The organism is Pedobacter sp. GR22-10 (assembly GCF_026239715.1).
Classification (GTDB): Bacteria; Bacteroidota; Bacteroidia; order Sphingobacteriales; family Sphingobacteriaceae; genus Pedobacter.
Genome location: NZ_JAPIVR010000009.1, coordinates 20404 through 45480 on the forward strand (window position 1 = coordinate 20404; position 25077 = coordinate 45480).

Annotated in this window: 25 protein-coding genes; 7 read left to right on the forward strand and 18 right to left on the reverse strand. The window is 40.7% G+C overall.

From position 1 onward, the window contains the following. Nucleotides 1–16 precede the first annotated feature (16 nt). From ccoS to OQX64_RS22080, 7 genes are all read right to left on the reverse strand, one after another. A complete protein-coding gene (gene ccoS / locus OQX64_RS22050) occupies nucleotides 17–199 on the reverse strand; it encodes a cbb3-type cytochrome oxidase assembly protein CcoS (protein WP_265820380.1) in 183 nt (60 codons plus the stop codon). Then, the gene (locus tag OQX64_RS22055) at nucleotides 196–2583 is read right to left on the reverse strand and encodes a heavy metal translocating P-type ATPase (protein WP_265820381.1); all 2388 of its coding nucleotides are present in this window, start codon (nucleotides 2581–2583) and stop codon (nucleotides 196–198) included. The genes ccoS and OQX64_RS22055 overlap by 4 nt, the downstream gene beginning before the upstream one ends. A gap of 10 nt (nucleotides 2584–2593) precedes the next feature. After that, on the reverse strand, nucleotides 2594–3940 hold the full coding sequence (hemN, locus tag OQX64_RS22060) for an oxygen-independent coproporphyrinogen III oxidase (protein ID WP_265820382.1): 1347 nt from the start codon (nucleotides 3938–3940) through the stop codon (nucleotides 2594–2596). Further along, nucleotides 3940–4368 (reverse strand): lactate dehydrogenase, encoded by a 429-nt coding sequence (locus OQX64_RS22065; RefSeq protein WP_265820383.1) that lies wholly within the window; start codon nucleotides 4366–4368, stop codon nucleotides 3940–3942. The genes hemN and OQX64_RS22065 overlap by 1 nt, the downstream gene beginning before the upstream one ends. A 111-nt stretch (nucleotides 4369–4479) precedes the next feature. Beyond that, the gene (locus tag OQX64_RS22070) at nucleotides 4480–5511 is read right to left on the reverse strand and encodes a response regulator (RefSeq protein WP_265820385.1); all 1032 of its coding nucleotides are present in this window, start codon (nucleotides 5509–5511) and stop codon (nucleotides 4480–4482) included. 26 nt (nucleotides 5512–5537) lie between these two features. After that, nucleotides 5538–6725, reverse strand: a complete 1188-nt coding sequence (locus tag OQX64_RS22075) for a PAS domain-containing sensor histidine kinase (RefSeq protein WP_088303140.1) — start codon at nucleotides 6723–6725, stop codon at nucleotides 5538–5540. Between the two features lie 55 nt (nucleotides 6726–6780). Beyond that, the gene (locus tag OQX64_RS22080) at nucleotides 6781–8559 is read right to left on the reverse strand and encodes a hypothetical protein (protein ID WP_265820386.1); all 1779 of its coding nucleotides are present in this window, start codon (nucleotides 8557–8559) and stop codon (nucleotides 6781–6783) included. A gap of 199 nt (nucleotides 8560–8758) precedes the next feature. On the opposite strand from OQX64_RS22080, the gene OQX64_RS22085 reads away from it, so the two are divergent. The 3 genes from OQX64_RS22085 (at nucleotide 8759) to OQX64_RS22095 (ending at nucleotide 10123) form a co-directional block, all read left to right on the forward strand. Continuing rightward, nucleotides 8759–8959 (forward strand): hypothetical protein, encoded by a 201-nt coding sequence (locus OQX64_RS22085; RefSeq protein ID WP_036677046.1) that lies wholly within the window; start codon nucleotides 8759–8761, stop codon nucleotides 8957–8959. 167 nt (nucleotides 8960–9126) lie between these two features. Then, a complete protein-coding gene (locus OQX64_RS22090; protein ID WP_265820387.1) occupies nucleotides 9127–9819 on the forward strand; it encodes a DUF421 domain-containing protein in 693 nt (230 codons plus the stop codon). 85 nt (nucleotides 9820–9904) lie between these two features. Continuing rightward, a complete protein-coding gene (locus OQX64_RS22095) occupies nucleotides 9905–10123 on the forward strand; it encodes a DUF6965 family protein (RefSeq protein WP_088303142.1) in 219 nt (72 codons plus the stop codon). Here the strand turns inward: OQX64_RS22095 and OQX64_RS22100 are convergent. Both OQX64_RS22100 and OQX64_RS22105 read right to left on the reverse strand, forming a co-directional pair. Further along, complete coding sequence (locus OQX64_RS22100) at nucleotides 10120–10497, reverse strand: hypothetical protein (RefSeq protein ID WP_265820388.1); 378 nt, start codon at nucleotides 10495–10497, stop codon at nucleotides 10120–10122. The genes OQX64_RS22095 and OQX64_RS22100 overlap by 4 nt on opposite strands. Nucleotides 10498–10591: 94 nt before the next feature. Beyond that, complete coding sequence (locus tag OQX64_RS22105; RefSeq protein WP_265820389.1) at nucleotides 10592–11596, reverse strand: LLM class flavin-dependent oxidoreductase; 1005 nt, start codon at nucleotides 11594–11596, stop codon at nucleotides 10592–10594. 55 nt (nucleotides 11597–11651) lie between these two features. Between OQX64_RS22105 and OQX64_RS22110 the strand changes: the two genes are divergently transcribed. From OQX64_RS22110 to OQX64_RS22120, 3 genes are all read left to right on the forward strand, one after another. Beyond that, nucleotides 11652–11774: a hypothetical protein gene (locus OQX64_RS22110; RefSeq protein ID WP_265820390.1), complete on the forward strand. Its 123-nt coding sequence runs from the start codon at nucleotides 11652–11654 to the stop codon at nucleotides 11772–11774. Between the two features lie 128 nt (nucleotides 11775–11902). After that, on the forward strand, nucleotides 11903–13990 hold the full coding sequence (pta, locus tag OQX64_RS22115) for a phosphate acetyltransferase (RefSeq protein ID WP_265820391.1): 2088 nt from the start codon (nucleotides 11903–11905) through the stop codon (nucleotides 13988–13990). Nucleotides 13991–14000: 10 nt separating this feature from the next. Then, a complete protein-coding gene (locus tag OQX64_RS22120) occupies nucleotides 14001–15200 on the forward strand; it encodes an acetate/propionate family kinase (RefSeq protein ID WP_265820392.1) in 1200 nt (399 codons plus the stop codon). 168 nt (nucleotides 15201–15368) lie between these two features. Here the strand turns inward: OQX64_RS22120 and OQX64_RS22125 are convergent, their stop codons facing one another. Further along, nucleotides 15369–15845, reverse strand: a complete 477-nt coding sequence (locus OQX64_RS22125) for a DinB family protein (protein ID WP_265820393.1) — start codon at nucleotides 15843–15845, stop codon at nucleotides 15369–15371. A 101-nt stretch (nucleotides 15846–15946) separates the two neighbouring features. Here OQX64_RS22125 and OQX64_RS22130 point away from each other — a divergent pair, with 101 nt between their 5' ends. After that, nucleotides 15947–17029 carry an aminotransferase class V-fold PLP-dependent enzyme gene (locus OQX64_RS22130; RefSeq protein WP_265820394.1) on the forward strand — a complete coding sequence of 361 codons (1083 nt, stop codon included), beginning with the start codon at nucleotides 15947–15949 and terminating at the stop codon, nucleotides 17027–17029. Here OQX64_RS22130 and OQX64_RS22135 read toward each other — a convergent pair. The 8 genes from OQX64_RS22135 to OQX64_RS22170 form a co-directional block, all read right to left on the reverse strand. Continuing rightward, nucleotides 17026–18000: an L-histidine N(alpha)-methyltransferase gene (locus tag OQX64_RS22135; RefSeq protein WP_265820395.1), complete on the reverse strand. Its 975-nt coding sequence runs from the start codon at nucleotides 17998–18000 to the stop codon at nucleotides 17026–17028. The genes OQX64_RS22130 and OQX64_RS22135 overlap by 4 nt on opposite strands. A gap of 7 nt (nucleotides 18001–18007) precedes the next feature. Then, nucleotides 18008–19156: an ergothioneine biosynthesis protein EgtB gene (egtB, locus tag OQX64_RS22140; RefSeq protein ID WP_265820396.1), complete on the reverse strand. Its 1149-nt coding sequence runs from the start codon at nucleotides 19154–19156 to the stop codon at nucleotides 18008–18010. After that, on the reverse strand, nucleotides 19156–20727 hold the full coding sequence (locus OQX64_RS22145; RefSeq protein ID WP_265820397.1) for an ABC transporter permease/substrate-binding protein: 1572 nt from the start codon (nucleotides 20725–20727) through the stop codon (nucleotides 19156–19158). Before OQX64_RS22145 ends, egtB begins: the two co-directional genes overlap by 1 nt. Then, nucleotides 20720–21682 (reverse strand): ABC transporter ATP-binding protein, encoded by a 963-nt coding sequence (locus OQX64_RS22150; RefSeq protein ID WP_265820398.1) that lies wholly within the window; start codon nucleotides 21680–21682, stop codon nucleotides 20720–20722. Before OQX64_RS22150 ends, OQX64_RS22145 begins: the two co-directional genes overlap by 8 nt. Beyond that, nucleotides 21682–23064 carry a mercuric reductase gene (locus OQX64_RS22155; protein ID WP_265820399.1) on the reverse strand — a complete coding sequence of 461 codons (1383 nt, stop codon included), beginning with the start codon at nucleotides 23062–23064 and terminating at the stop codon, nucleotides 21682–21684. The genes OQX64_RS22150 and OQX64_RS22155 overlap by 1 nt, the downstream gene beginning before the upstream one ends. 179 nt (nucleotides 23065–23243) lie before the next feature. Continuing rightward, complete coding sequence (locus OQX64_RS22160) at nucleotides 23244–23522, reverse strand: SelT/SelW/SelH family protein (protein ID WP_088303152.1); 279 nt, start codon at nucleotides 23520–23522, stop codon at nucleotides 23244–23246. 199 nt (nucleotides 23523–23721) lie between these two features. Next, the gene (locus tag OQX64_RS22165) at nucleotides 23722–24558 is read right to left on the reverse strand and encodes an alpha/beta hydrolase (protein WP_265820400.1); all 837 of its coding nucleotides are present in this window, start codon (nucleotides 24556–24558) and stop codon (nucleotides 23722–23724) included. A 90-nt stretch (nucleotides 24559–24648) separates the two neighbouring features. Continuing rightward, the gene (locus OQX64_RS22170) at nucleotides 24649–25035 is read right to left on the reverse strand and encodes a hypothetical protein (protein WP_088303154.1); all 387 of its coding nucleotides are present in this window, start codon (nucleotides 25033–25035) and stop codon (nucleotides 24649–24651) included. Nucleotides 25036–25077 lie beyond the last annotated feature (42 nt).

Genomic DNA, 25077 nt, shown 5'->3' on the forward strand with positions numbered 1-25077 from the left:
TAAAGGATGATGTGGCTTAGCTGGAAAAGTGATCTTCTTCACTTTTTGCTTCTTCTTCCAGCTCATCATCAAAGAGAATGCGGATGCCCGGCGTGTAAACATCATCATTTTGCCCTGTTTTGGCAGCCCAGATAAATGCACCCAGAAAAATGAGTGCCATTAAAACACTGCAGCCCACCAGAAAATAGAGAATATTCATAATAATTTATTTTTACGGGCCAGAATCCGTGTAGCGAAAGTGGTAAAACAGATGATGGTAATGGTACTGACGGGCATAAGCACCGCAGCAACCAAGGGATAAAGCGTACCCTGAACGGCATAAAAGATTCCGATAAAATTGTATGCGGTAGCAATGGCAAAGCTTGCTTTTATAATCTTTATCCCATCCTTACTCAGTCCGATAAAATCAGGTAGCATATTTAATGAATCGCCCTTTAATATGGCATCGCATCCGGGAGTAAAATTGTTAATATCATCCGTAATGGCTATGCCGAAATCACTCTGTTTCAAGGCACCTGCATCATTCAGTCCATCACCGAGCATCATGACTTTCTTTCCACTATTCTGCAATGCTGAGATGGCATTAAGCTTTTCATGCGGACTTTGCCTGAATCTGATGGTATTCTTTTCAGGAAAGATAGTTCTCAGATGGCGTTCATCCTTGTTGGTATCGCCAGAAAGCAATTGTACATCAAATGAGCAATTTAACTGTTTAATCAGAAAATTGAGTTGCGGCCGCCACTCCTGCTCAATGACAAAATTCCCCATGTAAACATCATCGATGACCACATGCACGCCGCTGGAAGGCTGATGACCCACCGCTTTTAAATTTGAGGACAAACTTCCGGCATAAACACTTGAGCCGTTAATGGTTGAAGATAAACCCTTACCCGGCATTTCCTGATAATTCTTCACCTGAAAAAAATCGCCTGTTTTTAGTTCCTTTAAAATGTGCCTGCTCAATGGATGCGCAGAATTTCTGAACAGTGAAGCCACTATTTTTTTCTCGTGATCATCCATTTTACCATTGAAATAAACCTGCGCATTCCGGGTGGTGGTTAGTGTTCCTGTTTTATCAAAAACAATGGCATCACATTTAGCCAGCTGTTCTACAGCATCCGTATTTTTTACATAAAAACCTTTTTTATCAAATACAGATAAAATGGCTGAAAGTGTAAATGGTGTGCTTAAAGCCAGTACGCATGGGCATGCCACGATAATGACGGCCGTAAATGCCGACCAGGCCTTATGGCTATCGTGTTGTAAAAGCCAGTAAGCAGTGGCTGAAAAAGCGATGGTAAATACAGCCAGGCTAAAATACTTGGCAATGCTATCATTAAAGTTCTGCTTTTGAACATTATTTTTATAATGATCATGGTTCCATAAACCTGTTAAATAACTTTGAGATACAGGCTTAATCACTTCTAATTCTATAGCCTCTCCTGTTTGTCGACCTCCGGCATAGATAATTTCGCCTAAAACCTTATGCACAGGTTCAGATTCGCCGGTGACGAAACTCATATCCATCCAGGCATCACCTTTCATTAAAATTGAATCGGCAGGAAGTAATTCGCCGTTTCTAATCCATAAGCGGTCACCAATTTTCACATCATTGATGGAAACTGGCTTTTCCAGACCGTTAATCAATGTGGTTACTGCAATCGGGAAATAAGAACGATAATCACGGTCGAACGAGATGTGGTTATAAGTGCGTTGTTTCAGCCATTTGCCCATTAACAGCAAAAAAACCAACCCCGTCAGGGTATCAGCGAAACCCGGTCCGGTGTTCAATATGACTTCAAATGCTGTCCGTAAAAACAGAACGGCAATGATTAAAGCCAAAGGCGTATCCAGGTTCACATGCTGATGTTTTAAACTGGTTAAGGCGGAAATGAAATAATCCTTACCGCAATAAAAGGCTGCCGGAATGGAAAAAGCCAGATTAAGCCAGCCAAATAACACTTGAAATTGTTTGTCAAGGCCCGATAAACCAAAATACTCAGGAAAGCTGAAGAGCATCACATTACCCATTAAAAATCCGGCTACGGCTATTTTTAGAATCAAACCCTTATCCAGGGCCTTTTGATGTTCCTTCACCACATCCTGAAGGCTGATTAAAGGCTCATATCCAATCTGAATCAGGGTTTCTACCAGGTTCCTTAATGAGATTTCCTGATGATTAAAAGTGATGGTTACCTGCTTCCTGATAAAATCAATGCGTGAACTGAAAATGGCCGGGTTGATTTTATAAAGATGCTCAAGTAACCAGATACATGAACTGCAGTGAATTGCTGGAATATAAAAAGTGATGATACTTGAATCTTCACCAGCGTAATCAATAAGCTGATTCATAATTTGCCGTTCATCCAAATATTCTAAGCGGGTATCATGACGCAATCGCTGACCAGGATTATGATTATATACATAGTAATTACACAGTTTATTTTCAGAAAGGATTTGATAAACGCCCTTGCAACCGGCACAACAAAAGTTTTTGTCATCCAATTGATGAACATGATCGGTAACCTCTTCTCCACAATGGTAACAGGTGGTGTTAACAGTAGTTTGTTGTTGGTTTTTCATGGCATAAAATTTAAATGGCATCACTGAATAACCTGGTTCCAGGCTGCCTGATCCATAACTTCTCATCGAAAGCCATACACACATTTCTCAAAAATGACTTACCAGTTTGGGTAATATTGATTTTATTTCCGGAAACCCGGATCAACTGATCTTGAATGAGCGGAGCAAGCCTTTGAACTATAGCCTCAGGAATACCTTCCGGATAACTCGTATTTTCCCTGCACATCATGTTTAAAATGTGCTGACGGATTTCCAGGTCTTCAGCAGACAGCAGATGGCCTTTTTCTACGGGTAACAAACCCGCATTTATCTGATCGAGATAAGCTTCTACGGTTTTAGGATTTTGTGCGAAAGCAATCCAGCTGTCACTAATTGACGAAACACCTAAGCCAATGAGCAAATGCGTATGCTGATCGGTGTAGCCCATAAAATTGCGGTGCAGTTTTTTCTTTGTACTGGCTGTAAATAGTTTATCAGTTGTTAGGGCAAAGTGATCCATACCCACATCCATATACCCAGCTTCCATCAGCATGTTTTTTCCCATTTGATAAAGCGCAAATTTTTCCTTTCCAGCAGGAAGATCCTCAACAGTATAGTGCCTTTGGCCAGGCTTGATCCAAGGCACATGGGCATAACTATAAAAAGCAATCCGATCTGGCCGCATATCAATCACTTCTTTAATTGTTTGCGATAAACCACTGATATGCTGCGCAGGTAATCCATATATCAGATCAAAATTAATAGAATCAAAACCAATTGTTCTGGCTTGACGCATGATCGCGGTTACCTGTTGTGGCGTCTGAAATCTATTGATCATCAACTGCACTTTTGGATCAAAATCCTGAATCCCCAGACTCAATCGTTTAAAGCCAAACTGATACAAGGTTTGCAGATGTGCTTCAGTGGTATTTGCCGGATGCGCTTCAAATGAAAACGTAGCATCAGCTGAAACTTCCACTTCCGTAAGAATGCCATCCATTAATACTTTCAGGTTTTCGGCTTGAAAAAAAGTAGGTGTGCCACCGCCCAGGTGTAATTCTTTTATTTTAAGCCTGCTCCCTAACAGATGCTGATACATTTTCCATTCAGCTAAAACGGCCTCAATGTATGGTACTTCTACCGCATGGTTTTTAGTGATTCGGGTGTTGCAACCACAATAGGTACATAAACTTTCGCAAAAAGGCAGGTGAATGTAAAGACTGATTCCTTCAGCTCCCTGATCGGCATAAATGGTCTGAACAGCGTTGATCCATTTATCCTGACTAAATGTATTCTGATCCCAATATGGAACTGTGGGATAACTGGTATAACGTGGCGCAGCAACATTATATTTCTGAAGTAATGCGGCGGTTTCCATTATTTCAAGGCTTTAGTCACACCACAATTATTCTGACAACAGCAGGCTTTGCCTACACATTTACCGGCCGCCCATTGATCCAGATTTTTAATCACCTGCTCCATTCGCAATCTGGGATCCTGGTTTTCATCCAGCAATGGTACATTCGCTACTTTCATTCCGGCCCGACCTGCAGCCAGTAAATCCAGGTGCCCTGTTTCAACAGATGAGGTGGCGATATACCGAATCCCCAATGACTTTAACCCATCAATCATTTCCGCATCTAAGTCGTCATGATTAAAAACCAATAGCACCTCCTTACCTGCAGAAAAAGACAAAGTATCAACAGTTAAACTATTGGCTATGATCGTAATATCATGTTTTTTATAATTCGCGAGAACCAGCCATTCTTTTTCGACAGGCTTAATATTATAGGCTATTGCTTTCATGTACTTTTTTTAGAGTACACAAAAATAAAGCAGCCATCATTTGGAGAGGATGAGGCTGCTTAGGCTAAAAAGTGACATTCGTTACTTTTATCAAGATATATTGCAAATCAGCTACTGCTTTACATTTTTAAGCTTTTGTAAGGATAAAATATTAATGGCGTTACCCGTTTTATCAATCAGCTTTTCCTCTTTAAAATCGGCTAACATCCGGCTGATGGTTTCACTGGCCGTCCCCACCAGCGCGGCCAGGTCATCTCTTGAGATTTTGATGGTACAACTGTCGGTTTCATGCTTGCTAAACTTTTCTGCTACCTGCACCAATGCTTCAGCTACCCTTTTTCTTACAGACGAATAAGCCAGTTGCAGCATCTGCTTCCCTTTATCCTGAACATTTTCAGACAACAGGCTGATGAACTTTTTAGATACAGACTGATGATTGAGCAGGTATTCCATAAAATCTGTTTTTGGAATCTGGATAATTTCAGATGACGCAAGTGTTGCCGCATTTTCAGCATAAGGCACACCGTTACAAAGGCTTTCATAACCGAAGAAATCACCATCATGAAATAAGCCGGAAGAAAGTTCCCGACCATCTTTAAAACGTTTATAGGTTTTAACCTGTCCTTTCACAATATAATAAAGATGCAAGGGCTCATCATCTTCCACATAAATAATCTGTTTATTTGAAACTGATCTGGCTTTACCCTTGGCCTTAAGTTCTTCGAAAACCGCGTCAATACTCCCGGCAGATGCACCAATGGCTTTTGATAGCTGTTTCTTTTTAAACCGGCTTTCAATTGCCCTGAACAATTCTAAATCATCAAAAGGCTTTGTTAGATAATCATCTGCGCCCATTTCCATTCCTTTTCTCATATCTGCCCGTTCTGTTTTAGCAGTGATGAAGATGAAAGGAATATTAGCGGTTTGCGGGTTTTTATTCATCAGATACAATACACCGTATCCGTCCAGTTCAGGCATCATAATATCACAAAGAATTACATCCGGCAGGTGCTTCAAGGCCATATCCACCCCAATTTTACCGTGTTTAGCGGTAAAGGTTTTGTAGCCGGCCAGATCCAGTACCTCTGCAGTCCCTTCGCGGATATCATCGTTATCTTCTATGATTAATACTTTTTTACCCATCTGAAAATTTAAAAAGAATTTTTAATTTATTTAACCGGAAAACTCAACGTAAATAAGGTTCCGGAATGCTGCTCACTTTTACAGGATACCGCGCCATTCATTAAGCCTACATAACGACTGACAATATTCAGTCCCAAACCAGTTCCCGGAATATCGCCGGTATTGTGTGCCCTGAAAAATGGCTCAAACAGGTTGTGCTGATCGGCTTCAGGAATACCTATTCCATTATCTTTCACCTCCAGGATTAGTTCATTGTCTTTTAAGATACTGTTGAATTGAATCAGCGTATCTTCACCTGAATATTTTATGGCATTGGATATTAAATTGATAATGCAGTTTTTAAGTAGATTTGGATCAAGTAACACATTAGCCTTGGTTCCGGTGTGTTCATAAATAATATGCTGGTTTTGTTTGGTCATTAACTGCATTTCTTCCGTAATTTCTTCTGCAAAGCTGATGATATTGAAAACCTGTGCGGCGGCCTGTACCTTTCCGGCTTCCAGTTTTTCCAATGATAAAAAATCATTTAAAATGGTAGTGAGGTTATTAATGGAGTTCTTGATTTTGGCCGTATGTTTTTCTACATTTACCACATCTTGTTTTACCGTATATTTATCTATCAATGAAGCTGATAACTGCATCGAGCTCAATGGCGTCCTAAACTCATGTGAAGCCATGGAAACAAACCGCGTTTTAAGCTGATTAAGCTCTTTCTCTTTTTGAAAAAGGGCACTCATATTTTCCTTTGCCGTTTCCAGCTCTGAAACCAATTTAATCAGATCGCGTGTACGTTCTTTAATTTTGCTTTCTAACTTCTCCGTATACGATTTAATCTGTTCCTCATTTGCCTTTTCTTTTGACAAATCATGAATAAAGCCGGTGTAAATTTTACGATCGCTGAATTTAACTTCACTTACGCCTAACCGGAATGGAAAAGTGGAACCATCTTTCTTTTGTCCGCGCACCTCTCTGCCAATGCCGATGATATGCTTTTTACCGGTTTCATTATAGTTTTGAATATAGCCGTCATGCCTGATTTTATCGGGTTCCGGCATCAGAACAGAAACGTTTTTGCCTACCAATTCAGTCCGCTCATAGCCAAAAAGCTTCAGTGCCGCTGGATTTAAATGCTCAATAAAGCCTTTATCATCAATAGTAATGATACCATCAATCGCATTTTCTATAATTGCATCCAGGAATTTCGATCTGTCCATGTTATCTGCTTTGCTGAAGCCGTAAAGATAAATTTAATTGAGGCCACTTTCAATATTAATCAATTTGCAGCTGATCCAATCGGTGCTGTAAAATATTTAACTGCATCTGTAATGAATTTAAGTGATCATCTCCCTCATCGGCGATTTCATTAAACAATTGTGTATAATAGGAGATTCCTTCCGATAACTGCAATTTAAAATGCTGAAGCTGTTTCTTCTTTTTATCAGTAAAGCTGTGATACAACTGTTGTAACTCCCCTTGGAAATAATCGATATATAAACCAAGCTCCTTTATAAAAATATGCGGACGTTCAATTTTCTCAAGCAAGTTTAAGCGGCCATAAATGTGCCCCACCATTTCATCTAAAGCGTAAATACCTGAAAAATAAGCCAGATTTGGACCCGGACAAATGGCTACGGCTTTACTTTCTTTAGGTTTAAGGATATCATATTTCAGATAGGTAGAGGCACATAAACCTTCGCACAGGCAGATTTTTTCCGTCACGGCATCAAATTGTTGCTGAAATTCCTGTACCGACAGTACCTGAGATTTCAGTTGTTTGATTTTTAAATGCTGATACGCTCTGGATGCCGTACAAATGGGCTGTTCGGTAAACTCGGTATTGTTGCATAAATATTTTTTGGTACAGGCACTGCCCGGACGATTTTTCCCTATCCTCCCTAAGCGTTGCGCATTAATGCTGCTGTTTTTGAAATTATTAAACTGAATGCCCAATGGTGAGGAATGGCTCAGGTAATAGTCATCTTCCCTGGAATGCGCCAAAACATTCAGGGTTTCGTCATCCACGTTCGTGGCTTCAGGAACCAAAAGAAAAGGACTCCCCCAACCTGTGGCATCTAAGCTATAATGACGCATTAAAAACCGGTTTTCTTCAGCAGTACCAATTCCGCCCTGCACACTGATCCGTTGTGAAGGTGGTGTGGTCATATTTATATTTCTCTGACGAATAACCGGCTCATAAAGCGCAAATAGCACTGCATGCATGTCACTTCTTCTGGTTTTAAATTCTTCCAGAATGGGTCCAAGCAGATAGCCTTCCGTTGCAAATGCATGCCCACCGCAGTTTAATCCGGACTCAACCCGGAACTCGGCTACCCATAAGCCTTTTTTGGCCAGGAATTTTGCCTGAATTAAAGCTGACCTGAAATCACTTACTTTCAAAATGATCTTTTTACGAACATGGCCATTTTTATCTGGGAAAAAATCTTCAAACTGTGCGAGATAACTGTATAACCTTGGATTCATCCCGGCAGAAAGAATAACAGATGAAGATAATTTACTTAAGGCAAATCCACGTAAGGCTGCGAGCGCATCTGAACTTTCATCGCTGGTCAATTCAGCGTCCACATTCATCTTATCCACCTTCGCCATAATATTTACATCAATTGCTCCAGCTTTAATTTCATTCCGCAGCACCTGCTGAAACCTTTCTTTCTGTGTTCCTTCGGGATAATCCATCATTAATTCATATCCGTTTTTTAAACCGGAACCTTCTGGCAGGAGCTCAAAATACCTGCAGATATCGCTCCCGGCATCAAATGCCTGCTTTTTAAGTTGTGCCACCTGACGGGAGACGGCATCAGCCAGGAAATTTAAATAGGCAGTGATTCTGGATGCCCGGCTGTCTCCGGCAGATTTTAGTATTGGTAAAAACACCAAATGGAGCTGTTGTGAGTGGTACTCGCGCATCCGTTCAATCAGTTCATCATCTACAATGGATAATACAGAAGAAATGCCATAGCGGGCAACTTTTAATGGTGTGTCTATAGAATACCCCAGTCCTAAAACAGGGATATGAAAGGTATGTGGCATAATCAATTGCTTTAAAGCACAAACTTATTTAATGTGCATGAAGCAGGACCAGATTTACATTATCTTATAAAATGATGTAAGTCACTTTTTATCAGAATTAAACCTTATGGTTTTAAAACTTATAGGGTTTGATAAATGTATTTTTTTTCTAAAACCTTTACCCTATAGCGCTGTTTTTAAAATAAAAAAGATAAGAAATATGGGACTTTTAAAAACAGCAATCATCGGCGCTGCAGTGTATGCAGGCTTTAAATACATCACCAAGAAAGATCCGATTACCGGAAGATCTGTAGTAGATGATCTTAAAGATAAAGCACCGGAGTGGAAAGAAAAAGCAAAGGATTATCAACGTGAATTTGAAACGAAATTTCAAAACGTAGAGAACGATTTGACCAGATGAATAGCAGCTTGCAGTAATCGTGACCGACCGTCAGACCGATACTTATTTCTGTAGGCATTTAACACGATCATCAATTAGATACACATCACTGGCAAAGATTTAAAGGAACACACGTTCTTTAAGCCTTTGCCAGTTTTCATATTCCCGAAACTTTAAAAAAGAAACAATTGTTGGCTATAGACTGGAAACAATTTCTCATTGGTGAGGAAAATTTTGAATTTCTGATGGAAATCGCCCTGCGCACCTTCATCATGTATTTCATTATTTTATTTGGTTTGCGTTTACTGGGTAAGCGTGGCGTTCGCCAGTTATCCGTATTTGAACTGGTGGTGATCATCAGCTTAGGTTCTGCCGCCGGCGACCCTATGTTTTACAAGGAAATCGGTTTACTTACGCCTGTTGTGATCTTTCTAATTATTGTAGGTGCATATCGTTTTACTACCTTTTTAACTGCTAAAAGTGAGAAAATAGATGATTTAATTGAAGGGAAAAGCGTTTACCTGATTCGGGAAGGTGTATTTAACATTGAAGACTTTAAAAAAGAAACCCTGGCAAAAGACGAATTTTTCTCTGAATTACGCCAGCAAAGTATTTCACACCTGGGCCAGGTAGAAACGACCATTCTGGAAACATCAGGTACATTGAGTGTTTATTTTTATGCTGATGAAAACGTTAAACCAGGTCTCCCCATTTTACCTGATCTTTTTGATCAGAAAATTAAGTTGATTGACGATGAAGGTCAATATGCCTGCTCATTTTGTGGTGCGGTAGCAGAAATTAAGCTGAAGGGCAAACACAAGTGCCCGCGGTGCCAAAACGAGGAATGGGTAAAAGCGATAAATGATTGCCGGGTTAAATGATACCTTACAGGCTGAGCGTGAGTAAAATAAAAAATAGATCCAGTTTTCCGATCATTACATCAGCTTTGAGTTGTAAATTTGTAGCATGACATCACAAGAATTACAGGAGCTGGAAGATTTTTTTACCCATGCAGGCAAGCAACCTGTACCCATCTATCTGAATGAAGCCACTGTAATTACCGATTATGATTTTTTTCTCGAAAGCCATTTCCTGCCTTTGAAATTAAACCTTGACTCTAAAGTTAACCAGCCATTGCTTCATCGCTTAAAAATGCTCAAACTGCTGGTAGAAGCCAATGCCTAACGGATTGGCCTTTTTCTGTTCGGCAACTTACTGGCATTCTTCGCGGTAGCTAAACTTACCGTTAACAATGCTGTAGCTAGAAAAACACCCTGAATCAACAGCGACTTATTTTTGCGTTCAAGGCCCCTGAAGAAAGTATACAGGGCAATCCCCCCCATTCCTGCCAGTTCAATGACCCTTTTACTTTCAGTTGCTGAACCATTTCTTTTTGAAAAGGCAATCCGCAATAAGTTATCCACCAGGTTCATATTTTTGGCAACTGTATGCTGAATAGCCGGCTTGGTTGCGTGAATCCCCAAACCATGTCCAACAGCTTTCATCCCGTCCAGCACCATCTCCTTTTTAAATTGATCAGTTGTATTTTTTTTCATCATAAATTCTTTTAAAAACCAACAACAAAAAAAGAGATAAGGTTTTGGTTAGTTTGATTTCAGTTCACAACCATTTAAACTGTTCATAAAAAACACCTTAACCAAAAATTTCTGCAAACAATTTGTTGGAATGGAGTTTGGCTTGCTGATCGTAAATATGTGAGGTACTCATCACTTCATTTACACCATATTTTTCTACAAAAGCTTCTAAATTTCTCTTGATCGTTTCTTTGCTCCCAATGAAAGAATAGTAGAGCATTTGTTCTACCGCTTCTTTTTCCATCCGATCCCAATAGCCATTAATATTATCAAAAGCAGGCTTTAGCAATTCACGCTTCCCTGTAATTACCCCAAGAAACATTCTTTTCACTGAGCTGGATAAAAACTCAGCCTGTTCATCTGTATCTGCTGCCACCACATTTACACAAGCCATCACATAAGGTTCATGTAAAAGGGCTGATGGTTTGAAGTTATTTTTATAGATGGCGATAGCCTGTTCAAAATAGGTAGGCGCAAAATGACTGGCAAAGGCATAGGGCAATCCTTTTTCAGCGGCCAGGTATGCACTGTCGGTACTCGAACCCAGTACCCAGATGGGAATATCCAATCCCTCACCCGGAAAGGCGCGTACTTTCGCCCCCCTGTTATCGGCCGAAAAAAACTGCTGGAGGCGTTCAATATCACGCGGGAAGTTATGTGCAGCGTTAAAGTTTTCCCCACGAATAGCCATTGCGGTTACCTGATCAGTTCCGGGTGCCCTGCCCAATCCCAGATCAATTCTATTTGGATGTAAAGAAGCCAGCGTTCCAAATTGTTCCGCCACAATTAAAGGGGAATGGTTAGGCAGCATAATTCCACCGGATCCTACCCGAATGGTTTGGGTTCCGCTGGCAATGAAACCAATTAAAACGGCCGTGGCCGAACTGGCCACGCCTGCCATATTGTGGTGTTCGGCAAACCAGTAACGGCGATAACCTAAACTTTCTGATTGCTGGGCCATTTCTAAACTGGTTTTGAAAGTATCGGCAGCTGTATGTCCTTCAAGTACCGTTGCCAGGTCGAGCACGGAATAAGGTATATTTTTAAGGGAATGATGATTCATGGTATCGGTTTTCTTAATCTGATCACAAAAATATCCGATAAATCAGCTACTCACGATGGCATTAAACATAAATGACTTACTGGTGATTGGCAAAGCCATATTATTATTTTCAGATAACAAAACCTGCCGGATCTGGTTTGTGCTTACATTACAGGGAACAAATACTCAGGAAAGGTAATGGTAACACCATCTATTTTCCAAAGCATTCACCATTCCAGAAACTGAATAAGTATTTTATTTATTTAAAAAATTTCCAACTATATTGGCACGAGTTCGTTAATTATTCTGATCCTTCTTTTTTTACCTATGACTAAAAATATCTTTATCGCATCTGCAGAGCCCTATACCGGGAAATCAGTGATTGCATTCGGCATGATCAACATGCTGCTGGCCAAAACGCAAAAAGTAGGTTATTTCAAGCCGATTATTGCCCAGGAAGACCCTGCTAAAAAGGACGAACATGTAGAAGCGATGTTAAATTATTTTTCACTTCCTGTAAACTATGAAGATGCCTTTGCCTTTACCCGTCAGGATATGCTTCAACAGTCTGATGATCATGGCTCCATGATTAACACAATCATCAGCAAGTATAAAAAACTGGAAGACAATTACGATTTTACCGTGATTGAGGGCAGTGATTTCCTGGGTGAAGGCAGTGCTTTTGAGTTTGAATCTAATGCCTTAATGGCTAAAAACCTGGGTGCTCCGGTGCTGATCGTGGTATCAGGCAAGGGCAAATCGGCCAGTCAGTTATTTAAATCTGCCATTAATATTTACAAAAACTTTTTGCTGCGCGATGTTCAGGTACTGGGCGTGATAGCCAATATGGTTAACCCGGAAGAAGCGGAACGCATTAAACAGGCCCTGACCAACCAGTTGCCTGCTGAATTATTAATTGCCGTTATTCCGGTGGAGAGTGGTTTGCAAAGCCCCACCATGAAAGAAATTACAACGGCCCTGAACGCTGAAGTACTATTTGGCGCAGATTTAATGGATAACCAGGTTGATAACTTTGTTACTGGTGCCATGATGCTGCCCAATTTTTTAAGGCACATTAAAGATAACCTCCTTATTGTAACACCTGGTGACCGTGGCGATATTATTATTGGTTCGCTCCAGGCCAACCTTTCGGCCAATTATCCAAAAATTGCAGGGATTGTGCTCACCGCCGGCAGTTTGCCAGATGAACCGATGATCAGGTTAATTGAAGGTTTACAAACCATCATCCCAATCATTTCAGTACAAAAAGGCACTTTTGAAACCACCACTGCCATTGGTTCTATCCACTCAAAAATTACCATCGATAATAAAAAGAAAATTGCCCTGGCGATTGATATTTTTGAAAAACACGTAGACCTTAAAGCACTTGATGATAAAATCATTACTTTTAGTTATCAGGGCATTACGCCGCACATGTTTCAGTACCAGTTAGTGAAATGGGCAAAAAGAGAAAAAAAACACATCGTTCTTCCCGAAGGAAATGATGAACGCATCTTAAAAGCGGTAGAGAAATTAATTGCGCAGGACATTGTAGACATTACCTTACTTGGCGATCCGCTGGACATTGGAAATTCGATCAAACGCCTGGGATTAAACCTGGATTCCAATGCCATTCATATCCATAATCCGGCACATTCTGAGCACTATGATAGCTATGTAGAAACCCTGCATGAATTGCGAAAGGCCAAGAATGTCAACCAGGAGATGGCCAGGGATATGATGACAGACGTATCTTATTTTGGTACCATGATGGTGTATAAAGGTGATGCCGATGGCATGGTATCAGGCGCAGTGCACACCACTCAACACACCATCCGCCCGGCTTTGCAATTTGTGAAAACGCGTCCAGGTGTTTCTGTTGTATCTTCCATATTTTTCATGTGTTTACCTGAACGGGTAGCCATTTTTGGCGATTGTGCAGTCAACCCCAATCCAACGGCACAGCAACTGGCAGAAATTGCGATTTCCTCGGCAGAGAGCAGTGCCAAATTCGGAATTGAACCACGCATTGCCATGTTATCTTACTCATCCGGAACATCAGGAGAAGGTGAAGATGTAGAGCGTGTGCGTGAAGCCACAGCCATTGTAAGGGAGCGATATCCGGAATTGAAAATTGAAGGCCCGATCCAATACGATGCTGCCGTAGATCCAAAAGTGGGCAAGCAGAAAATGCCGGATTCTGAAGTGGCCGGAAGAGCCAGCGTACTGATTTTCCCCGATCTGAATACAGGCAACAATACGTATAAAGCCGTACAACGCGAAACCGGTGCACTAGCCATTGGCCCTATGCTACAAGGTTTAAATAAACCCATTAATGATTTGAGTCGCGGTTGTACCGTAGATGACATTTTTAACACCGTGGTGATCACCGCTATTCAATGCCAGGACATTTAAAAAGAAAAAAATGAACATTTTAGTCATCAATTCAGGAAGCAGTTCCCTTAAATATCAACTCTTTAAAATGCCTGTTCCATCGCCCATTTCAAGTGGATTAGTGGAACGCATCGGCATTGAAGGCTCCTATATTAAGCATACCGTTTTTAAGGAGGCAGAAAAATTTATCACAGAGAAAACTGCATATATTGCCGATCATGGCGAAGGCTTAAAGCAGGTGCTTGCTTTATTAAGTGAAGGAGAGCTGGCCGTAATTGCGACGCCCGATGACATCAATGCTGTTGGCCACCGCGTGGTACATGGCGGAGAAAATTTTTCAGGTCCGACTTTAATTACGACGGAAGTAAAAGAACAGATTAAAAAACTTTTTTCACTTGCCCCGCTTCATAATCCGGTAAATTTAAGATGTATTGAAGTTGCGGAGGAAACTTTTAAAAGTGCCAGCCAGGTGGCCATCTTTGATACTGCCTTTCACCAAAGCATTCCACAGCAGGCTTTTCGATACGCTATTCCAGAACGTTATTATAAAGAAGAGGGCATCAGGGTGTATGGTTTTCATGGCACCAGTCACAAATATGTGAGCGAACAGGCTGTAAAATGGTTAGACAAGAAAGCATCAAAACTCATCAGTATTCACCTGGGCAATGGCTGTAGCATCACTGCCATTCGCAATGGTCAATCTATAGATACCAGCATGGGTTTTGGTCCGTTAAGCGGTTTAATGATGGGTACCAGATCGGGTGACATTGATCCTTCAGTTGTTTTTCATTTAATAGAACATGCCGGGTACAGTCTGAATCAGTTGAGCACTTTATTTAATAAAGAATCAGGTTTATTGGGTGTTGGCGGATCCAGCGATATGAGAGACATCAGAAAGCTGGCAGCATCCGGAGATGAGCAGGCTGTTCTTGCCCTTGAACTTTATGCCTACCGCATTAAAAAATTTATCGGTGCTTATGCCGCTATTCTCAATGGCATAGATGCGATTATTTTTACGGCAGGCGTTGGCGAAAATGACCGGGACATGCGTGAAGCCGTTTGCCAGGAATTAGCTTATTTAGGGATCGAGATGGATAATGAGGCCAACGGAAAATACAATGGCGGAATACAGGATGTCAGTATAAATGATTCGAAGGTTAAAATCCTGGTGATCCCCACCAATGAAGAATATGAAATTGCCAGCCAGTGTTATCGCCTGCTTCAAACGTAGAAATTAGACCTTACCTGCACTTTCCCCTCAAGGTGCTGTATCATAGATTTGAAATATCAACCTGAACTCGTGGGAGGGTTTATAAAAATCCTCCTAAATAATGTTTCAATAATATGATACAGCGCTTATCATCAAACCGGGCGGTTAAATTAGTTTTATTCGAGGTTTTTAGCTTTTCCATACGCCTAATAACCGCCTGACCACTACAATCTCTGCGATATGATAAGCATTATGATCTGCAATTTGCAGGGCTTCCCTTAAAATGGATTGACCATCACCATGAGGAATGGCTTCATAAAGATTTCCTGATGCCAATAAATCAATAAAACTATTTAAATCGTGATGAATAGCTTTCAGCGCCTGTGTCCATTCTTCCTTACTTGACGGAGCAGTTTCCTCAGGCCAATACCCCTCCGGCCATTTAGGCGACTGATGCGATCCATCTTTACTAAATTCGAGCATATCCCATTGGGCAATCCGAATGTGCGAGACTAATTGCCAGATGCTGTATGGTAAACCATGCGGCTTTTCGCCTAACAGGTGAAATGGAATATTTTCAACGGCTTCATTAAAACCGACATGTGCCCCACCGCCATTCAGCAGTTTTTGAAGTTCGTCAAGTAAAATCTGCGTATGCTTTTCCATAATTTTAAATTATTTATCAAAATAACAATACCTGTACGCTAAGGTTTGCCAAAAAATGGCAAAGCATATTTACAAACAAAATATTTCTGCTATTTTTGAGGATGAACCTATCCTCTTCCTTCCCGATCCTCTCGAACTATACTTACCTCAACACCGCTTATTCTGGTATCTTATCAACGGAGTTAGCCAAATGGAGAACCACACATGATCAACAATTAATGGAAGGCGGTAGTGAATTCAGATTGAGTCAATCATACCTAATAGAAACCTTAAGAACCAACATTGCAGACTTTTTCGATGCAGGGATATCGAATGTTTTTCTAACGCCCAATTTTTCATTTGGTTTCAATACGCTTCTTGATGGATTGCCGGCATCGGAACACTTTCTTTTGTTTCAAAACGAATATCCATCATTGGCCTATCCGGTAACCAGCCGCGGCTTTAAACACAGTTATGTAGCGATAGATGAAAACCTGGAAGATAATGTCATGGAAGCAATTGAAAAAAGCCGGCCCACGGTTTTTGCTTTTAGCATCGTGCAATACATCAGCGGATATCGGATGAATCCGGAATTCATCAAAAAACTTAAACAAACTTATCCGGATTTATTGCTGATTGCAGATGGTACGCAGTTTTGCGGCACAACCGCTTTTAGTTTTGAAGCATCAGGATTAGACGCATTATGCACAAGTGGCTATAAATGGTTATTGGCAGGCTATGGAAATGGCTTCATCTTATTATCAGATCAATTAAAAAATCGCCTGTACGAAGATAGAAAACTTGCTCAGCTTCCATCAGCCCCCTTTCTTAAAGGCAAAAAACCTTTGGCCTTCTGTTTTGAACCTGGCCACCTGGATACGCTGAATTTTGGATCTTTAAATGAAAGTTTGAACATGATCAGAAAAGTTGGCATTTCTACCATTGCGCAAACCACTCAGACCCTTTGTCAGCAAGCCCGAACCCAACTTCATCATCGTGGATTTATTCCTGATTATCTGGCCGATCAGAAAAATGCATCTACGATCATGAGTTTACCGCTAAACCAGCAACAGGTTGATCAGCTGGCTGAAGCTAAAATTTTATGCTCGCCCAGGGGTACCGGTACACGCATTTCTTTTCATTTTTACAACACTGAAGATGATTTGCAAAAGCTGCTGGATGTTTTAGATGGTAAAAAAATTTAACCTGCTTTCCAGATGGCATCTACAAAATATTGCTGCTGATCAAAAAAATGAGCGAAGGGTGTAAATCCGCTTGATATGGCCAGGTCATCAATTTCTGTCAAAGCATACTTTTGCGATATTTCCATATAAATGTGCTCATTCGCCAGAAAAGGAATGGTTTCATCACCGATGTTTACCCGCTGATCCTTCAAGCTGATGAGATAGCTTTTACAGGAACCCGATTCCGGATCATAACTGGCATAATGATCAAAGTTGCGGATATCAAAATCACCATCCAGTTCGCGGTTTATCCGGCTTAATAAGTTCAGGTTAAAGGATTTGGTTACGCCTGCTGCATCATTATATGCGGCCAGAATCTGTCGCGGGTTTTTCTTTAGATCGAAACCTATAACCAATAAATCTTCAGCCGACAACTCATTTCGCAATGCCTTACAAAATGCCTTTGCTTCAGTTACATTCATGTTTCCGATATTCGCCCCCATGAACAACAATACTTTGCGACGAGCGGATAGTGTTTTCGCCTTTTTTACCATGGCAAAATAATCACCATTTAAACCCTGCACTTTTAAAGCAGGAAGCTTTTTAGGGAGATTTTCTTCCAGGTCTTCAATAACATGCCGGGAAATATCGATGGGTAAATAGGTAAACTCAAGCTGGCGATTGATTAACGACTGCAACAGATGAACGGATTTAGTGGCATCTCCGGCACCTAATTCAATCAGATCAAAAGCACCTGGGTTGGCCGCGATAACATCAGTAATCTGTTCCGTTTGATGCCGCATAATGTCCATTTCCGCATTGGTCAGGTAATATTCATCCATTTCCATGATCTGCTGAAAAATATAATCTCCGGTTTCATCATAGAAATATTTTGAACTTAATGATTTCTTTTCAGCCGTTAAACCTGCCAAAACATCATGTAAAAATGTTGACCCTACCGGGATAATTTGTTTTGAAATAATCGTACTCATGTCAATCTTATTTTGCTAATCTGATCCCTGTAAACTGCCACCTTAAATGCGGATGAAAGAAATTTCTGTAAGTAATGCGTCCATGGTCTTTCGGAGTGGCAACAGATGCGCCGCGAAGTACTTTCTGGTTGACCATAAATTTGCCATTGTATTCCCCAATGGCACCAGGAGCTTTGCTAAAACCGGGATATGGTAAGTAGGCACTTTCTGTCCACTCCCATCGTTTGCCCCAGTTAAATTGCCTTGCAGCCACCTCCCATTCAAATTCTGTTGGCAACCGCATGCCTTTCCAACTGGCATAAGCATAGGCTTCATAATAGCTGATGTGCGTTACCGGGTGTAACCTGTTTAATGGCACTAAACCAGCATAAGTATAATTAAACCAGTCGCCATCTATTTCTTGCCAGTACATTGGCGCTTTAATGCCATTTGTTTTTACCCAGTCCCAACCTTCTGCATGCCAGTAATTAAAATCACTATAGCCACCCGCCTTTATAAAATCCAGATAGGTTCCGTTGGTTTCCAAAACTGCATTGATTTCGAAATCATGCAGATAAACTTTATGGCGGCTTAATTCATTGTCGAAACAGAAATCACTTCCGGCAAAACCAATTTCATAGATTCCTTCAGCTATTACTATTGGTTCAGGTGAAGTTTGGACTTCCTCATGCTCAATCCACTTACTGGAATACACCGGAAAAAGCGGATTATTGCCTAAAATATATTTGATATCGGTAAGCAAAAGTTCCTGGTGCTGCTGCTCATGATTAAATCCTAAAATCAGGAGTTCCATTACCTCATCAGTTATGGTTTCACCAAGCAAACTGGTCATGGCCTCATCTATATAATGGCGATACTGATAAATATCACTTACACTAGGCCGACTTAAATTGCCTCGATCCGTTCGGATCACCCTGGCACCCACCGTTTCATAGTAACTGTTAAAAACGAAATTATAATCCGGATTATATTCCTGATAATTTACTGCATGTGGTTTTAAGATAAAAGTTTCGAAAAACCATGTGGTATGTCCGAGATGCCATTTAGGTGGACTTACATCGGCAACAGGCTGAACCACATAATCTTCCGTTTGCAGGGGCTCACAAATCGATTCAGTATACTTCCTGATGGTCAGAAATTGATCAACTAAGCTCATTAATTTTTATCTAGATATTGTTGTAATGTTGTTATACTATTAACATCAAGATCTTTTGATTGTTTTTGCCGCATCATTAATGCATAAGAATTATTAAAGCCAATTGGTTTCAGCCATCTGATATTAAACTGCTGTAAAAACTGTTCACTCACATATTGATAAGTGCCATCCTTATCGTGCGCTATTTTTTTTGCCATCTTTGGATCGGGTTTTAGCAGAACTAGTAAGCCAGTACCCGTATATTCCGGATAAAAGTCAATTTGATCGTTCATCAGCGCATCAAAACAGATTTTAGTACCACCCAAACCTGTTTTAGTGGCTACTTCATAGTCTGTATTTCCCAGAATCAGCATCCGGTACATTTCTGCCAGGATGTATTGCTCTCCAAAAATTTTTGAGCCAATCCTGATTACCCCTTTCTTGCCACCTTTTGCACTTTTATATAAGCCACATCCCATTAAAAAGTCTTTGGCCACCCGTTCAGGCGTTTGATGAAGGTAATCTGTCCGGTAATTCAGATCCGTCATGATTGAATCGGTAATTTTTCCGGCTAAAAGATTCAATACGCCTTCCAGTTCCGGAAATTTGCGCAAAGCCTTAACCCTGACAATCGGTGCAGCATAATATGGCGGAAAAATCCCTTTATCATCCTTTAAAATGGTGAGGTTAAATGCTTTCAAACGTCCGTCTGTAGAGTAACCGCTGATCACGTCCAGCTCCTTTTCATAGGCGGCCTGATACATGACCGCATCACTGATTACAATGGTGTGAATTTTTAAACCATATATGGCCTTTAACCCTAAATCACCATCTTGCCTGCCCATAAATTCTGGCGTAAAACCAGCGGTTAATGAACCGCCATAAGCTTTAGGAAGCAGGTAAAAGCCACCCAACAACAAAAAAATAACAGGAAAGATATACAACAGCTTTCTGAACTTTTTAACATTCATTTTTTGGATCGCAGCTAAAACAGCATCAAGGATAATGGCCAGTAATGCTGCCGGAATAGCGCCTGCCAGAATCATATTGGTATTATTAAGTGAGATTCCTCCGAAAATAAATTCACCTAAACCTCCTGCCGCGATGTATGAAGCCAGTGTGGCTACGCCTACATTAATGACGGTAGCCGTTCGGATACCCGCCAGAATAACAGGCATAGCCAGTGGTAACTCGACTTTAAATAAAACCTGCATTTTACTCATTCCCATAGCTATTGCTGCTTCTTTTACCTCTTCACTAATCCCTACGATGCCTGTATAAGTATTTCTGATGATGGGTAACAGCGCATAAATCAGTAAGGCTACAATAGCTGGTTTAGCACCAATGCCCAATAATGGAATCATGAATCCCAATAAGGCAATACTGGGAATGGTTTGTAAAACACCAGCCACAGCCAAAACAGAACCGGAAAGCTTTCGTTTCCGGGCAATGAATATGCCTAAAGGTAAACCCACCGCCACCGCCAGAAAAAGAGAAATGAAAGTTAAACCCAGGTGCTGAAAGGTTTGATTGAGCAATTTATCAGACTCTCCCGACATGAACTGCCATAAATTTTGCTGAGGTTCATTCATGCTGATACTGTGTTTGATAACGATTAAAGGCTGAGGTTAAATCATGAATATCCATCGATTTTTGTTCCCGGGTTTTACCTGTCGAAAAAGCAATTTCCTTAACACCTGAACGAAAATAATTTAAGGCATCCCATACGCTCAGATCCGAACGCACGATGGTGGCTTTTGCTGAAAATTTCTCTGATAAATGATGCCATAAATCACCAAGTGTTGTGATCTTGAATTCAAGGGAAAGCCGTTCACTTTCCATAAATTTAACCACAAAATCACTTGCCGGCTGATAGAGCAATTCTTTTGGTGTTCCAATCTGGACGATCTCACCTTTATCCATTAAACAAATGCGATCTGCCAGTTCAAATGCTTCCTGAATATCGTGCGTAACCATTACGATGGTTTTACGTTTCAATTCTTCCAGTGCTATAAATTCTTTTTGGATACTGGCCCGGGTTACATTATCCAATGCACCAAAAGGCTCGTCCATCAGCAAGATGGCCGGATCAGCCGCCAAAGCCCTGGCTAATCCTACGCGCTGTTGCTGCCCGCCGCTAAGTTCATGTGGAAACATGTTGATATATTCATCCGGGAGATGAAGTTTGGCCATAAGCACTTCTGTTCTGTCTAAGGTTTTCTTTCGATCCCACTTCAATAATTGCGGAATAATCGCAATATTTTCTCTTACAGTGTAATGTGGAAATAAGCCATTATTTTGCATGACATAACCTATTCCCCTTCTTAGTAATTCAGGATTTTCAATTGCAATGTTTTTTCCATTAATCACAACCTGCCCCTCATCAGGTTCGATCAGTCTGTTGATCATTTTTAGTGTGGTGGTTTTACCACAGCCACTGGTTCCTAAAAGGATCAGGTTTTCACCTTCTTTTACTTCAAATGAAACTGCTTTCACAGCGATAGTATCATTGAAAGATTTACTTACCTTTTCCAGTCTGATCATCATTAAGCATGCATTTTCATAAACAGGTTATTTAGTGATTCGGTATAGGTGGGATGTGCAAAAACCCCGTACCTGATTTGTTCGGAAGTGATTCCTCCCTCCATCGCCATCTGCAATACCGACATAATTTCTCCACCTTCTGAAGCAAGGATGGCTGCACCTAAAATCTGATTTGTTTTTGCATCCACAACTGCTTTCATGAGTCCGGATGTTTCATTGGTTTCAATGCCCCTGGCTACATTTTTCATGGGCAGAACAGCCACCTGATAATCTAACTTTTGTGCCTTGGCTTCTTTTTCGGAAAGCCCGATTCTGGCCAGTTGCGGATCAGTAAACATACAATAAGGCACCGGCCGGTCTGTAGTAGATAAATGTGCATTTTCAATCAGGTTCCGGTAAACGATGGTATAATCGTTGTAGGCAATATGTGTAAAGGCTGGCCCTCCTTTAACATCACCCAAAGCGTAAATTCCTTTAACATTCGTTTCCAATTGATTATTCACCATAATATGACCGTGTTCATCTGTTTCAACGCCACAATTTTCCAGATTTAGATGCCGGGTTTGCGGTGCCCTGCCAACGGCAACCAGTAAATGGCTGGAGGTAATCTTCTTATCTTTTTTACCTGAAGTGATGGTGGTTTCGATCTGATCACCTTTCCATCCAATATGGCCGATCTTAACGTCAGTTAATACATCAATTTTCTCCGCTTTCAGGATCTCGGTAACTGCTGCCGATATATCATCATCCTCCCTGGATAAAATAACGGGCGATTGTTCCAGAATGGTGACCTGACTACCAAAACGGCTGAACATCTGCCCGAATTCCAATCCAATATAGTTACCGCCAATAATCACCAGATGTTCCGGAACTTCTTCCAGATCGAGGATGGAAGTTGAAGTAAGATAGTCTATTTCTTCAATTCCCTCAATTTCAGGGATGATGGTTTTAGCACCGGTATTGATAAAAATTAAATCAGCTGTTAAGGTCTCTGTAGTTCCATCCTTACCCTTAACCACAATTTCCTTCTCACCACTGAAACTTGCCTCACCAAGGTATAATTTTAAGCCTTTCGTTTCTTTAATTCCCTCTTCAGCACCTTCCCTGAACATTTTGACAATGCCATCTGCTCTTTTTTTCACCTTTTTTAAATCAACTTTAACTTCATTAATGATAATACCCAATTCTGAAGCTTTTCTGGCCTGATAGGCTGCCTTGGCAGAAGCGACCATGGCTTTAGTAGGCGTACAACCATCATTAATACAGGTACCGCCTACTTCTCTTTTTTCAATGATTGCTGTTTTTTTTCCGGCTTCGGCCATTTTTTTTGCAAGCGGAACGCCTGCCTGTCCTGCACCAATGATGATGGCATCGTAATGTTTCATATCTGTTTGTTTTGCGTAAACGGTTAACTTACTTTTACAAAGCGAAGCAAGCTGACACAGATATAACTTTAAAATAAGTTCATTGTTTTTGCTAAACCGAATCATTTTAGGAATGAGCGGTAAATCCTGTCCGTAGATTTCAGCCCATGCTGATGTACGGAAATTTTACGGTCAGTAAATTACCGATCGGTATGCCCGAGGTTCATTTCCGGATCAATCTGATCTCTGACTAACTTTTTCAATTCTTTAATTTCGGGGAAACGTCCGGCTTCTCTCCGGTCAAAGATGATCGCGTTGTTTAACCTAATCTGAAATGTTCCGCTCACTTCACTCGGCAATAAAGATACCCCCTTAAGTTGTTCAGAAAATGTTGTGAGTAGTTCCTGGGCCATATAGGCTGACCTAAGTAACCAGCCACAACGCGGACAGTATTCAATTGAAATTAAAGGCTTTAGCATAAATCATATTTTATCTGGCACAGTTATTTGTTCATCTGGATTTCCCTTCTGAAAGATGAAGAAAATATGAAGAAATATTAAAAATTAACATTTCGTTTGGAAAGTAACATCAAAACTTCTACTTTCGTTTCGAGAGCGTTAATTTAGATACGGGCCGGAGGTAGTTTTACCTTTGGCCCGTTCTTCTTTTAAAAGCTATTTATTGCTGACGGCGACCAAAATACTGGCTGAAAAAGAGCATCTGATATTGTATCGCATTTCCCCAGTAAACCCAGTTATGTACGCCCGGACGAATGATAAAATCATGCGGAATATTTCGATCCATCAACTTATCATGCAGTGCGATATTTATCTTATAAAAGAAATCGGCATCACCACAATCGATAATCATGGCCAGTTTATTTGGAACCAGAAGATGGGTTAAATTTACCACACTGTTAGCCTCCCAGCGTTCAGGATTTTCACTATAGGTACCCAATCTTTTCGAAATGTTCCAGTTTTCAGGAAAAGGGCGAAGATCCACACCTCCGCTCATGCTTCCACAGGCACCAAAAACATCCTGATGGCGAAAAGCAAGATATAAAGCACCATGACCGCCCATGCTTAAGCCTGTTATGGCCCGGCCTGATCGATCTTTTATGGTAGCATAATGCTGATCAACATAATTCACCAATTCTGATGACACGTAGGTTTCATATTGATAAGTCTTATCTACCGGACTATTCAAATACCAGCTGGTTATCCCACCATCAGGGCAAACCACCACCATATCAAACTGATCACTTAAACGTTTAACGGTTTCCCGGTCAGGTGTTTGCTTTACCCAATCCGAATAATTACCACCTGCGCCATGCAATAAATATAAAGTAGGGAATTTTTTAGAATCAGCATAGGCATTTGGTTTTATGATGACGGCTTTAATTTCTTTCTTCATTACCTTGCTGTAGGTAATTATAGTATCCACACTCGCTGCCCACCCGGCTACCGGAAATATGGCAAGCAGCATAAAACATTTGAATAGTTGAAAGGATTTCATGTTACATGGTTTTGTTTATCAAATATAATGAATTGTAAAACCATGCGTAAATTATTTGGATTTTAGAAATTCTAAAAACGCAGGAAAAAATTATTTCCTGGTACTCTTCCAGGCCCAGAAAACCAATACTGGCTGAAAAAACAATCGCGTTAATCTTTTCTGATCGGTATCTAAGCCAAAACCATCTCTCCTGTTCACATATTGCGATACGTTACCGGGAAAAACACCAACAAAAAGTGATGCTGCCAGCAAACCAACTGTTGACCTGTATTTTTTGGGGGCAACCACCAAAGCTGTACCCAATGCTATTTCTACTAAACCTGAGTAAACTACTGTATCATCTTTTTTTAATGGTACCCAGTCCGGAACCTGTGCCTGAAATTCTTTTCTTGAAAAAGTTAAGTGACCTATTCCGGCAACAATCAGGCCCGCGCCTAATAGTATCCTGGCTGTATTCTTTATTTGTTGCTTATCCATAATGATGTTTTATCAGGGATGGTGCAAATATTATTCCACCGA